The following is a 12,044-nucleotide window of genomic DNA, read 5'->3' on the forward strand; positions in this document are numbered from 1 at the left end:
GCGTCGTAAGCGAGGGGCGGAAGAGGAGCAGTCATGATCGAGGCAACGGGCCTCACCAAACGGTACGGAAAAACGCTGGCGGTGAACAACCTGTCGTTCTCCGTGGCCGCGGGTCAGGTCACCGGCTTCCTCGGTCCGAACGGGGCGGGCAAGTCCACCACCATGCGGATGATCCTGGGCTTGGACAACCCGACCGGTGGCCAGGTCACCATCGGGGGCAAGAAGTACCACGAGCTCAAGGAGCCGCTGCGCACCGTCGGCGCGTTGCTCGACGCGAAGTGGGTGCACCCCAACCGTTCGGCGCGCGCCCACCTGCAGTGGATGGCGAAGTCCAACCGCATTCCCGCCGCCCGCGTCGAGGAGGTCCTCGACACGGTCGGCCTGACGAGTGTGGCGGGCAAGCGCGCCGGCGGGTTCTCGCTCGGCATGTCGCAGCGGCTCGGCATCGCGGCCGCCCTGCTCGGCGACCCCGAGGTGCTGCTGTTCGACGAGCCGGTGAACGGCCTCGACCCCGAGGGCATCCTCTGGATCCGGAAGTTCATGCACCGCTTGGCCGAGGAAGGCCGCACTGTTTTTGTGTCGAGCCACCTGCTTTCGGAGATGGCGCTGACCGCGAGCAACCTCGTGGTGATCGGCCGGGGACAGCTGATTTCGCAGTCGTCCACCGAAGACTTCGTCGCTCGCGCAGCGGAAAACACGGTGAAGGTGCGTTCTCCGCAGCTGGCCGAGCTCCGGGACGCCCTGCAGCGCGCCAGCGCCGGCGTCACCGAGGAGGCGAACGCGCTCGTGGTGTCCGGGATGGACAGCGACAAGATCGGGGAGATCGCGGCCGCCAACCGGATCGTGCTGCACGAGCTGAGCCCGCAGACCGGCTCGCTCGAGCAGGCCTTCATGCAGATCACCGGCGACTCCGTCGAGTACCACACCGGTCTCGACGCCGAGGCGCAGCACGTGCTCGAGTCCGCCAAGTAACCGGGGAAACCAAGATCATGAATCTGCTCGCGGTCGAACGCATCAAGCTGTTCAGCACCCGCTCACCGTGGTGGTGCGCGCTCATCACCCTGGCCCTGACCATCGGCTTCGCGGCCATCATCGCCGGCGCGACGCCGTCCGACGCCCAGCTCTCGCTGTCGGCCACCCAGTTCGGCGGCTCCCAGTTCGGCATCGCCGTCGTCATGGTGCTCGCCGCGCTCTCGGTGACCACCGAATACCGCTTCAACACCATCCGCACCACGTTCCAGGCGGTGCCGCACCGCTCGCCGGCGCTGATCGCCAAGGCGATCCTCGTCGCGCTGGTGGCGCTGGTCATCGGCGAGATCGCCGCCTTCGGCGCGCTGGGCCTGGGCATGCTCATGCGGCCGAACGACGGCCTCGGCCTGCACACCTCGCAGGACTGGATGAACGTCGCCGGGCTCGGGCCGGTGTTCGCCATCAGCGCGGTGCTCGCGGTGGCGCTCGGAATTCTGATCCGGCACAGCGCGGGCGCCATCGCGCTGCTGCTCATCTACTACTTGGCCGTCGAAGAGCTGGTGCAGCTGATCCCGAAGATCGGGAACCACATCCACGAGTGGCTGCCGTTCAACGTGGCGAACAAGTTCCTGCGCGGCTCGGCGGAGGTCGACGGCCCGGCGCCGTCGGACTCGCCGCTGAGCCCCGGCTGGGCGCTGGCGTACTTCGCCGGCATCGCCATCGTGTTCCTGCTCGTCGCGCTCGGGGTCGCGAAGAAGCGGGACGCCTGAGGGGAAACAGGGGAAATAGGGGGAACACCGGATCCGGGTCGCGCTGTCGGGGGGCGACCCGGATCCGGTGTTTCGCAGTAGGCTCTGCTGGACGGACGGGGGAGCCATGATCGAGGCGACAGCACTGACCAAGCGGTACGGCGCCACCACCGCGGTCAATGAACTGACGTTCACCGCGCGGTCGGGGCGCGTCACCGGGTTCCTCGGCCCGAACGGCGCCGGCAAGTCCACGACGATGCGGCTGATCCTCGGCCTCGACAGCCCCGACGCGGGCACCGTCCTCGTCGACGGCGAGCCGTACCGGCAGCTGAAAGATCCACTGAGGACGGTCGGCGCGATGCTGGACGCCACCTGGCGCCACCCCGGCCGCAGCGGGCGCGACCACCTGCGCTGGCTGGCCGCGACCAACGGCATCCCGGACAAGCGCGTCGAAGAGGTGCTCGCGCTGGTCGGGCTCACCAGCGTCGGCAAGACGCGCGTCCTGCAGTATTCGCTGGGCATGCAGCAGCGGCTGGGGATCGCCGCGGCGATGCTCGGCGACCCGCGCGTGCTGCTGTTCGACGAACCGGTGAACGGCCTCGACCCCGAGGGCATGGCCTGGATCCGGCAGCTGCTGCACGCGCTGGCCGCCGAGGGCCGGACCGTGTTCGTCTCCAGCCACCTGCTGCCCGAGATGGCGCAAACCGCGCAGGACCTGGTGGTGATCGGCCGCGGCAGGCTGATCTACCAGGGCACGATGGACGAGTTCATCGCGCAGACGAGTGAACACGGCGTCCGCGTGCGCACCCCGCACGCCGACGAGCTGCGGACGGCGCTGACCGGGCAGGCCGAGTTCACCGAAGCCGACGGCGCTTTTGTGGTCTCCGGGCTGGACAGCGACCGGATCGGGCAGCTCGCCTTCGACGCCGGCGCGACACTGCACGAGCTGAGCCCGGTCACCGGCTCGCTCGAGCAGGCGTACCTCGACCTCACCCGGGACGCCGTCGAATTCCCCGCGGTGACTTCCCCGGAGGCTTCGCGATGATCACCAACCTGCTCCGCGCCGAGCGCATCAAGCTCTTCAGCACCCGCGCGCCGTGGTGGTGCCTGGCCATCGCGCTCGTCGCGCCGCTCGCCTTCACCGCGCTGTTCTTCGCGCTGGCCGGCCCGGAGATCCCGCCGACCGTCGGCAACACCCAGCTCGCGAGCGGCAACGGCCGGACCGTGCTGCTCGTCCTCGCGGTGCTCGCGACCGCGTCGGAGTTCAACTGGGGCACCATGCGGCTGACGTTCCAGGCGGTGCCGAGCCGGGTGCCCGCGCTGCTGGCCAAGCTGGCGGTCGTCAGCGCGGTCGGCGCGGTGCTCGGCCTGGTCGTCGGCTTCGGTTCGTGGGGGCTGGCGTCGCTGGTGCAGCCCGACGCCGACCTCTCGCTGAACACGGCCGAGGAGTGGCGCTCGGTGCTCGGCCAGAGCCTGGTCTTCCTGTTCACCGCGGTGGCCGGGGTCGGCGTTGCGCTCCTGCTGCGCAGCGTCGCCTTCGCGCTGACGGTGGTCCTCGTGTGGACGCAGGTGCTGGAAGCCGTGCTCGTCATCATCCCGGGCGTCGGCAAGCAGATCTACCAGTGGATGCCGTTCCACGCCGCCGACGAGTTCGTCGGGGCGGGTGGGTTCGCCGCGGGACCGCTGGGGCTGCCGGCCGCGCCGCTCGGCCCGTGGGGCTACCTCGGTTACTTCGCGGCGATCACCGTTGCCCTGTTCGTGGCCGGCGTGCTCGTCACGGCACGGCGCGACGCCTGAGCGTGACGGCGGTCTCAATACCGCAGAAAACCTTGTTAACAAAAGGTGAAACAACTGTGGCTTCTCTCACAGGCACCGGACATACTGCTACGACCAGGCAAGATTCATAAGGGAAGGCACCGGACCCGTCTGAACTCCCCCTGGAGGTGATCCTTGACGGTGGACACCGGGCAAGAATTGGGCAGCACGATTCCCCGAGCCCGCGTCGAAGACGACGCTCCCCGGCTCGAACCGATGTTGGACCTCGAATGGTCGCGGGCGATCGAACTCCCGCAGGCCGCCATGACGGCGGCGACGCCCGCCGAACTCCGCCGGGCTTGGGTGCACCGCGCGCCCGAAGATCGTGTCCTGGCCCTGTTCCGCGCTTCGGCCGGGATGGCGGGACCGATGCCCGCGCCGTGGTGGCTGCGCGCGATGGCGGACGGCAAGCTCGATTCGCGGGAACAGGGTTTCCGCGTCGAGGACCGGATCGCGCAACTGCTCGGCAGGCGCCCGGGCTGGGAATTCGTCCCGTGGGCCGCGGACGGCGAATCCGGCTACTGGGAGTTCATGCCGTCCGAACGCGGGCAATCGGGACACGCGATTCCCACGACTGTGATGAACACCGACCGGCACCCGGGCTGGATCGACGTCCTGCCGGCGCACACCGGCCGGACACCGGACCCGATCCCGGTCGCCGGATTGGCCGGGCTGCGCTCTCGTCTCGGGGTGTTCGAAGCCGTTCGTTAATCCATCCATGCCCCCGCCACCACCCTCAACGGAGGCGCTGCGCGCCCAGCTACATTCCAGTCGTGGAAAACGAAGACGGACGTCGGCTGCGCAGCGTGGTCAGTTACGTCAAGCGCGGTGGCCGGATGACCGTCGGGCAGCAGCGGGCGTGGGACGAACACTGGCCGCGGCTGGGCCGCACGGTGAGCGAGCTGCCCGAGGGGCCGCTCGACTTCACCGCGTGGTTCGGCCGCGAAGCGCCGGTGATGCTGGAAATCGGCTCCGGCATGGGCGAGACGACGTCGCAGCTGGCCGCCGCGGCACCGGAGCTGAACTACGTCGCGGCCGAGGTCTACGACCCGGGCCTCGGCCAGCTGATGCTGCGCGCCGAAAACCTCGGTGTCAAAAACCTGCGGCTCCTGCACGGCGACGCCGTCGTGCTGCTCACCGAGCACGTCGAGCCGGAGACGCTGCACGGGGTGCGGTTGTTCTTCCCCGACCCGTGGCCGAAGAAGAAGCACCACAAGCGGCGGATCGTGCAGCCGTCGTTCGCGGCGCTCGTCGCGTCGCGGCTCGCGCCCGGCGGCACCTTCCACCTGGCGACCGACTGGGAGAACTACGCCGAGCAGATGCTGGCGGTCTGCTCCGGCGAACCCGCGCTGCGCAACCGGTACGACGGCTGGGCACCGCGACCGGACTGGCGGCCGGTGACGAAGTTCGAGCAGCGCGCCGACGTCGAAGGCCGCGTCTCGCACGACCTCATCTTCGAAAAGCGCTAGCGCACTTTCACGTGAAAGTGACGCTCCCTGGTCGTCACTTTCACGTGAAAGTGCGCGGTTCGCCCCTCCCCCGACAGAGGGGCGAACACTATTCGTCGGCCAGCGGCTCGGCCTGGACCCGCTTGAGCGCGGGGGTGCAGACCGACGCGCCGAGCAGGGCCACCCCGACGCCGAGCACGACCGGCGCCAGCAGCCACGGGCTGAGCACGATGCCCCGTGGGTCCACCATGCTGTAGAGCCCAACGCCGACGAGTACCCCGACGATTCCCGCGCCGATGGTGGCGACCAGAGCCGGCAGCGCGGCTTCCATCCGCAACGCCCTCGCCAGCACCCGCACCGGGGTGCCCGCGGCCATCAGCGCCCCGAAGGTGCGGCGGCGGTCCATCACCGAGCCCGCGGTCGCGACCGCGGCACTGCAGCCGGCCAGGACACCCGCCGCGATCAGCCCGATCACCGTGACCCGGCGCAGGTCGCCGAGCTCGGTCTCCTGGTTGAACAGGTACTGGTCGCGGCTGCCGACCTCCGCACCGGCCGCCGGTCCGCCCAGGGCCGTCCGGACGGTCTCGCGGTTCGCGTCGGTGGTCGCCGCGACGACGGTGTAGTCCTTCGGCGTGAAGCCGTCCGGCAGCGTGGCCGGGTCGACGACGAACGAGCCGGACAGGTCGGCATCGGGGTAGTGGACGGCTTCCACCCGCGTCCCCGACTTCGCGGCCGTCGCCGGGCTGTCCCAGTTCGCGGCGAACTTGTACTGCGCCAGGTCGATCGCCGAGTCGCCGAAGACGGCCGGCCCGCCCGTGCAGTTCTCCGGCGAGAGCCCGAAGCGGGTCAGCTTGACGGCGTCGGCGCAGGTCATCACCAGCGCACGGTGGCCGTAGCGGTTGTCGCCACTACCCCGGACGAGGTAGACCTCGCCGACCGCGACCGCCTTCTCGTTCTGGCCGTACTTCTGCAGGGACGCGTTGGCCTCGTCGACGATCTTGCCCGCGTGCCCGCCGTCGGTGTCGACGTAGAGCACGGAGTCGGCGAAGGACCGCCCGCCGCCGGCCATCGATTCGAACGTCGGCAGCAGCGTCAGCGCCATCGACCCGGCGAACACCGCCAGCACGATCCCGGCGGACGCGCGGTAGGCGCCCTTCGGGTCGTCGCGCAGGCGACGGCCGGCGAGCAGCGCGGACGGGCGCCGCCAGGCCCGGACGAACGTGCCGCCGACCGCCGACGTCACCCACGGCCCCACGATCGCGGCCGAGCCGACCAGCAGGAACAGGCCCGCCATGACCAGCCCGATGCCGCCGGATTCCTCGACCGTCGTCACCGCGATGAGGAAGAAGGCCCCGGCCGCGGGCAGCGCCAGCAGCCGCCACCAGTGCAACGGCTTCTTCGAGTGGCCGCCGGTGGCGAACAGCGGGTTCTTGAGCACACGACGCAGGCCGAGGACGCCGGCCAGCACCACGAGCACCGGGATGGCCAAGACGATGAACACCGTCAGGCCGACCGGCAGCGCGAAGTCGGCCGCCAGCCAGGTGCCGCCGCCCCACGGCACGAACGACGCGAGGCCGTGCAGCGCCGGGCTGATCAGCAGACCGAGCAGCGCCCCGATCCCGGCCGACAACGTCGTCTCGGCCGCCACCATGTTCGTGACCTGCCCCGGGGTCGCGCCGGCCAGCCGGATCGCGGCGAGCCGCCGTTCCCGCCGGGCCGCGGTGAGCCGGGCCGATGACGCGACCAGCACCAGGCTCGGCACCAGCAGCACGATGATCCCGACCCAGGACAGCAGCATGAGCAGGGCGTCCGGGCTGGCTTTCCCGCTCGGGAAGCCCGCCACCTGGGACGAGTTCTCCGGCATCGCGTCCGGGGTGTGCCCGGTGAGGGCGACGAGCTGCTCCGGGAAGCGGAGGCCGTCTTCGGTGAGCGCGCCGACGGGTTTGCCGAACCGGTCGCCGAGCTGCCCGGCCGGATTGGCCTGCAGGAGCCGGCCGAGCGCGGGCGACACGACCGTCTCGCCCGGTCCCGGCAGCTGCGGCACGCCCGGCGGCAGCGGGATCTCGGCCGCGGCGGCCCCGGGGGCGAGCGCGACGTCGACGCGGATGATCTGCTTGCCTTCGAAGTAGTCCTTCGACTCGTTGAAGACCATCTTGGCCGGGGCGTCGGAGCCGCGGCTGTAGAACTGCTCGCCCTGCCAAAGAGCGCGCTGCTCGCGGTTCTGCGTGGCGAACGGCAACGTCGCCAGCAGCAGCACCAGCCCGGTCGCGACGGCCACCCCGATCGCGGTGAGGATCGCCGACGTCCGGGTCCGCCGGTCCACCCTCAGCACCCGCAGGGCGATCTGGAGCGAGTTCATGCCGCGAGCCTCGTCGCGATCAGGCCGTCTCGGATGGAGACGGTCTTGGGCATCGACTCGGCCAGCTCGCGGTCGTGCGTCACCACGATCACCGCGGCCCCGGTCTCGTGGGCCGCGCCGAGGAGGGCGTCCATCGTCTCGCGGCCGGTGCGCGTGTCGAGCGCGCCGGTCGGCTCGTCGGCGAAGATGACCTTCGGCCGGTGGGTCAGCGCCCGCGCGATCGCGACGCGCTGGGCCTCGCCGCCGGACAGCTCGCCGGGACGGCGGCGTTCCTTGCCGGCCAAGCCGAGGCGCGCGAGCCACTGGCGGCCGGCGTCGATGGCCTCCTTGCGGCCGAGCCCGGCCAGCAGCGACGGCAGCGCGACGTTCTCTTCGGCCGACAGCTCCGCGACCAGCATCCCCGACTGGAACACGAACCCGAACTCGGTGCGGCGCAGTTCGCTGCGCTTCTTCTCGCCGAGGTGGTCGATCCGCTGCCCCGCCAGGAAGATCTGCCCGTCGTCGGCGCGGAGGATGCCGGCCAGGACGTGCAGCAGCGACGTCTTGCCCGAGCCCGACGGCCCGACGATGGCGACGGCGTCCCGCGGCTGGATGTCGATGTCGATGCCGGCCAGTGCGTACTGGGTGCCGTAGCGCTTCACCAGCCCGCGGCCGGACAGCACCGGGCCGTTCGTCGCATGTGGAGTGTTCGGGTCCACGAAAGTTCTCCCTGCGGTTCATCGGTTCGGATCTTGCTGCCGATGAGCTTCGCCGAGATCGGGGCGCGTCCACTTCGGGCAGACGGCCAGTCACACCCCGGGGCGCCTCGGCCGATCGGCCGAGGGAGGGCGGGCCACTCGGCCAAGGTGCGGGTACCGGGGAATCACGTAACGTCACGTTGTGCCCGCCGCGCCTGTCCCGAAAACGCTCTCCACCCGCGCCACCGCCCTGGTGCGGCGCATCGGCGTGCCCTCGGCCGTCCTGTTCGCCGCGCTGCTGTTCGACCTCATCTACACGACGCAGGCGGCGCTCGACGACCACGGCCCGCGCTTCGTCGACTTCGGTTTGCTTCCCGGCATCTTCGCGATGGTGGCCTGCGGGCTCTGGGCCCAGCGGCGCGCCGCCGTCGCCGGGGTGGCCGGCGGCGGGGTGCTGGTGCTCTCCACCCTCTTCATCCACGCGTTCGGCATCCCGCCGTACTCCAGCGTGCTGCCGAAGGTGACCATCACCGAGGTCGTGGCCGGGGTGCTGATGGTCTACTACGTGGCCCGCCGGGCGCGGGCGGGCGTGGCGTTCTGCGTGGCCGGCTTCCTGGTCTTCGCCGGCCTCGTCGCCGTCTTCGGCCGGTACGCGGGCGTCGGCGAAATCGACAGCGGCACGGGCACCCAGGCGCTGCTGTTCGGCCTGCTGCTGCTCATCGGCCCGCTGGTGCCCGCGATCGCGGGCCGTGACCGCGGCCCGCGCGCCGACCCGCGGACCCGGCGGCTGCGTCGGGTGAACGAACTGGCGATGGGGCAGTGGCCGCTGATGGGGCTGCTCGCCTTCGCGCTGCTGTTCGAGTTCGGCTACACGTACTCGAACACCGCCCGCGGGTTCCCGATCCTGTTCTGCTCGATCATCGCGGCCGTGATCGCGGTGCTGTCCCCGCGGCGGCCCGCGGACGCGCTGCTCGGCCTCGCCGGGATCATGCTGCTGTCCGCGGTCATCACGCCGTTCCTGCAGCTGCGCTCGTTCGACTACCCGGTGCCGGGCGGGGTGCCCGCCACGCAGATCGTCGCCGGCATGGGCGTGGTGGTGAACCTGACCCGGGCCCGCGGGCTGAGCCAGTCCTGGGCGCGGGTCGCCGTGCTCTCGAGCGTCGTCGCGCTCGCGGCGATCCTCAACTCCGACGCGCGCGACGGCCTGCAGACCGACCCCCAGACCCTGTCGATCCTCGCCTTCGCCGCGACACTGATGCTGGGCATCTCGATCGCCGTCGGCCTGATGCTGCGGTCGCGGGACGCCGAGCGCACCACGGCCGTCCAGTCGGCGGTGAGCGACGCGCAGACCGCCGAGCGGATGGCACTGGCCCGCGAACTCCACGACGTCGTCGCCCACCACGTCACCGGGATCGTCGTGCAGGCGCAGGCCGCCAGGATGATGGCCGAGAAGAACCCGCAGATCGCGGTGGAAGCGATGGGCCGGATCGAGAACGCCGGTGTCGAGGCGCTGGCGGCGATGCGGCGGCTGGTCCGCTCGATGCGCGGCGACGCGCCGGCGGGGTCGAGCGAGTTCAGCGAGCAGGCGACCACCGACCTCGGCGCCGACCTGCGGAAGCTGGTCGAGAGCGCCAACCACGGCGTGCCGACGTCGATGCACCTCGACCTGCCGCCGGACCTGCCGCACGAGGTCGGCCGCTCGGCCCTGCGGCTGGTGCAGGAGTCGCTGACGAACGTCGGCAAGCACGCCGCCGACGCGACCGAGGCGTTCGTCGTCGCCGAAGTGGGGGGCGGCGAACTGCACCTGCGGGTGACCGACAACGGGCGCGCGACGGCGCACCGGCCGGCCGGCGGATCGGGCGGCTACGGTCTGGTCGGCATGCGCGAACGCGTCGCGCTGCTCAAGGGCCGGCTGTCGGCCGGGCGGGGCCCGGACGGCGGCTGGCGCGTCGAAGCTTGGCTGCCGCTGGCCGCTACGGAAGGGGACGAGTGATCCGGGTACTGATCGCCGACGACCAGGAAATGGTGCGGATGGGGTTCCGCATGATCCTGGACGCCCAGGACGACATCGAGGTCGTCGCCGACGTCGCGGACGGCGTCTCGGCGGTCTCGAAGGCCCGCGAGCTGCGTCCGGACGTCTGCCTGCTCGACATCCGCATGCCCGGCCTCGACGGTCTGGAAGTCGCCCGGCAGCTGGCCGGGCCGGACGTGACCGACCCGCTGAAGGTCGTCGTCGTCACGACGTTCGACCTCGACGAGTACGTCCACACGGCGCTGCGCAACGGCGCGTCCGGCTTCCTGCTGAAGGACGCGGGCCCGGCGCTGCTGATCGAGGCGGTCCGCGCGGCCGACCGCGGCGACGCGCTCGTCTCGCCGCAGATCACCGTGCGGCTGCTCAAGCACTTCAACGGCGGCGCGGTGAAGCCGCGGGCCGAGTCGCCGTCCGAGCCGCTGACCCCACGGGAATTGGACGTGCTGAAGGCGGTCGCGCGCGGGCTGACGAACACCGAGATCGGGGCGGAGCTGTTCATGTCGCTGTCGACGGTGAAGACGCACCTGGCGTCGGTGCAGTCCAAGATCGGCGCGCGGAACCGGGTGGAGAGCGCCGCGTGGGCGTGGCGGAGCGGAGTCGTTTCGTAATTCCGGGTGCGTAGTATCCAGAGATGCAACGCCGTTTCCACGCCCCTGTCGTTCTCCCCGCCGACCCGTCCTGTTCGCTCCTGCGTGACGCGGTCGTCGACGTCGACGCCGATGGGCGCATCTTGCACTGCGGACCGGCGGCCACCGCCCCCGAATCCGCCGCACCGGTCACCACCCTGACCGGCATCCTGCTGCCCGGCTTGGTCAACACGCACGCGCACAGCCCGATGACGCTGCTGCGCGGCATGGGCGGCGACCTGCCGCTGCTGCCGTGGCTCAACGAGATCATCTGGCCGGCCGAGGCGAAGCTGCGCCCGGAGGACGTGCGCACCGGCATGCTGCTCGGCTCGGTCGAGATGCTCCGCCACGGCGTCACGACCAGCGCCGAGATGTACTTCGAAGGCGAGCAGCTGGTCGACGCGGTGCTCACCACGGGTGGGCGCGTGCTGGTCGCGCCGCCGGTGATGGAGCTGCCCGGCCTCGACTGGCGGGCCCAGCTGGCCGGCATCGAGCGCTGGATCGACACCGACGGCCTGCGCTTCGGCCACGGCGACCGCATCGAGCTCGGCTACGGCCCGCACTCGGCGTACATGCTGTCCGAGGAAGCGCTGCGGGCGACGGCGGAGTCGGCTGCTTCACGCGGTGCGCTGGTGCAGATCCACGTCGCCGAGGCGGCGGCGGAGGATCTTGCCGTGCGTGAGGCGCACGGTTCGGTGCCGGCGCTGCTTCGTGAGCTGGGCATGCTGGACGGCCGGATGCTGGCGGCGCACGCGATCCACCTGTCTGATTCGGACATCGCGCTGTTCGCCGCGCACGGGGTCGGCATGGCGCACTGCCCGGGGTCGAACGCGAAGCTCGCTTCGGGGATCGCGCGGATCGCGGATCTGCGGGCGGCGGGGGTCGCGGTCGGGCTGGGCACGGACGGCCCGGCGTCCAACGACGACCTCGACCTGTGGGAAGAACTGCAGCTCGCGGCGATGTTCGCCCGCCTGGCCACGGGCGAATCGACGGTACTGACGGCGGCCGACGTCCTCCTGCTGGCGACTCGCGGCGGAGCGTCGGCGCTGGGCCGGTCCGACATCGGGGCCCTGGAGCCGGGCCGGTGGGCCGACCTGGTGCACATCGACCTGGACGACCCGGCGTTCGCGTGCGGCCTGGACGTCCCCGACGTGCAGCTGCTGTCCAACCTCGTGTGGGCGGCCGGCTCCCGGCGGGTCCGGGACGTGTGGGTCGCGGGCGAGCAGGTGGTGGCCGACGGCGAGTCCCTGAAGGTGGACCGGGCGAAGATCCAGGCCGGAGTGGCCGAGACCGCCGCCCGCCTGCGGGCCTGATCCACAGGGGCGCGCGGTTGTGGACAAGTCGGGGCCGCCGACGTCGATCGGGCGGG

General features: G+C 71.3%; 11 protein-coding genes. 9 read left to right on the forward strand and 2 right to left on the reverse strand.

Annotation, left to right across the window (positions count from 1 at the left end):
- The first annotated feature begins 33 nt into the window (after window positions 1–33).
- The 6 genes from Q5425_RS40100 to trmB all read left to right on the forward strand — a co-directional run bounded on the left by Q5425_RS40100 (window position 34) and on the right by trmB (window position 5,002).
- Entirely contained in the window at window positions 34–972 is a 939-nt protein-coding gene (locus Q5425_RS40100) for an ABC transporter ATP-binding protein (RefSeq protein ID WP_308677641.1), read from the forward strand.
- 17 nt (window positions 973–989) lie between these two features.
- Window positions 990–1,739 (forward strand): ABC transporter permease, encoded by a 750-nt coding sequence (locus tag Q5425_RS40105; protein ID WP_308677642.1) that lies wholly within the window; start codon window positions 990–992, stop codon window positions 1,737–1,739.
- Window positions 1,740–1,845: 106 nt separating this feature from the next.
- Window positions 1,846–2,763, forward strand: coding sequence for an ATP-binding cassette domain-containing protein (locus Q5425_RS40110; protein WP_308677643.1), 918 nt, complete (start codon window positions 1,846–1,848; stop codon window positions 2,761–2,763).
- The gene (locus Q5425_RS40115) at window positions 2,760–3,515 is read left to right on the forward strand and encodes a hypothetical protein (RefSeq protein WP_308677644.1); all 756 of its coding nucleotides are present in this window, start codon (window positions 2,760–2,762) and stop codon (window positions 3,513–3,515) included. Before Q5425_RS40110 ends, Q5425_RS40115 begins: the two co-directional genes overlap by 4 nt.
- A 159-nt stretch (window positions 3,516–3,674) precedes the next feature.
- Window positions 3,675–4,244, forward strand: a complete 570-nt coding sequence (locus tag Q5425_RS40120) for a hypothetical protein (protein WP_308677645.1) — start codon at window positions 3,675–3,677, stop codon at window positions 4,242–4,244.
- A gap of 125 nt (window positions 4,245–4,369) precedes the next feature.
- Window positions 4,370–5,002 (forward strand): tRNA (guanosine(46)-N7)-methyltransferase TrmB, encoded by a 633-nt coding sequence (trmB, locus tag Q5425_RS40125; protein WP_396135364.1) that lies wholly within the window; start codon window positions 4,370–4,372, stop codon window positions 5,000–5,002.
- Window positions 5,003–5,090: 88 nt separating this feature from the next.
- Here the strand turns inward: trmB and Q5425_RS40130 are convergent, their stop codons facing one another.
- Entirely contained in the window at window positions 5,091–7,340 is a 2,250-nt protein-coding gene (locus Q5425_RS40130) for an ABC transporter permease (RefSeq protein ID WP_308677647.1), read from the reverse strand.
- Window positions 7,337–8,038 (reverse strand): ABC transporter ATP-binding protein, encoded by a 702-nt coding sequence (locus tag Q5425_RS40135; protein ID WP_308677648.1) that lies wholly within the window; start codon window positions 8,036–8,038, stop codon window positions 7,337–7,339. Before Q5425_RS40135 ends, Q5425_RS40130 begins: the two co-directional genes overlap by 4 nt.
- A 181-nt stretch (window positions 8,039–8,219) precedes the next feature.
- On the opposite strand from Q5425_RS40135, the gene Q5425_RS40140 reads away from it, so the two are divergent.
- The 3 genes from Q5425_RS40140 to Q5425_RS40150 are packed head-to-tail and all read left to right on the forward strand — an operon-like array spanning window position 8,220 to window position 11,988.
- Window positions 8,220–10,010: a histidine kinase gene (locus Q5425_RS40140; protein WP_308677649.1), complete on the forward strand. Its 1,791-nt coding sequence runs from the start codon at window positions 8,220–8,222 to the stop codon at window positions 10,008–10,010.
- On the forward strand, window positions 10,007–10,657 hold the full coding sequence (locus Q5425_RS40145; RefSeq protein ID WP_308677650.1) for a response regulator transcription factor: 651 nt from the start codon (window positions 10,007–10,009) through the stop codon (window positions 10,655–10,657). The genes Q5425_RS40140 and Q5425_RS40145 overlap by 4 nt, the downstream gene beginning before the upstream one ends.
- Before the next feature lie 23 nt (window positions 10,658–10,680).
- A complete protein-coding gene (locus tag Q5425_RS40150) occupies window positions 10,681–11,988 on the forward strand; it encodes an amidohydrolase (protein WP_308677651.1) in 1,308 nt (435 codons plus the stop codon).
- Window positions 11,989–12,044: the final 56 nt, after the last annotated feature.

It is taken from the genome of Amycolatopsis sp. A133 (assembly GCF_031082405.1).
Lineage (GTDB): Bacteria > Actinomycetota > Actinomycetes > Mycobacteriales > Pseudonocardiaceae > Amycolatopsis.

Coding starts and splice junctions, on each gene's coding strand:
- Q5425_RS40100 (WP_308677641.1), top strand. CDS start 34: ATGATCGAGGCAACGGGCCTCACCAAACGGTACGGAAAAACGCTGGCG.
- Q5425_RS40105 (WP_308677642.1), top strand. CDS start 990: ATGAATCTGCTCGCGGTCGAACGCATCAAGCTGTTCAGCACCCGCTCA.
- Q5425_RS40110 (WP_308677643.1), top strand. CDS start 1,846: ATGATCGAGGCGACAGCACTGACCAAGCGGTACGGCGCCACCACCGCG.
- Q5425_RS40115 (WP_308677644.1), top strand. CDS start 2,760: ATGATCACCAACCTGCTCCGCGCCGAGCGCATCAAGCTCTTCAGCACC.
- trmB (WP_396135364.1), top strand. CDS start 4,370: ATGACCGTCGGGCAGCAGCGGGCGTGGGACGAACACTGGCCGCGGCTG.
- Q5425_RS40130 (WP_308677647.1), bottom strand. CDS start 7,340: ATGAACTCGCTCCAGATCGCCCTGCGGGTGCTGAGGGTGGACCGGCGG.
- Q5425_RS40150 (WP_308677651.1), top strand. CDS start 10,681: ATGCAACGCCGTTTCCACGCCCCTGTCGTTCTCCCCGCCGACCCGTCC.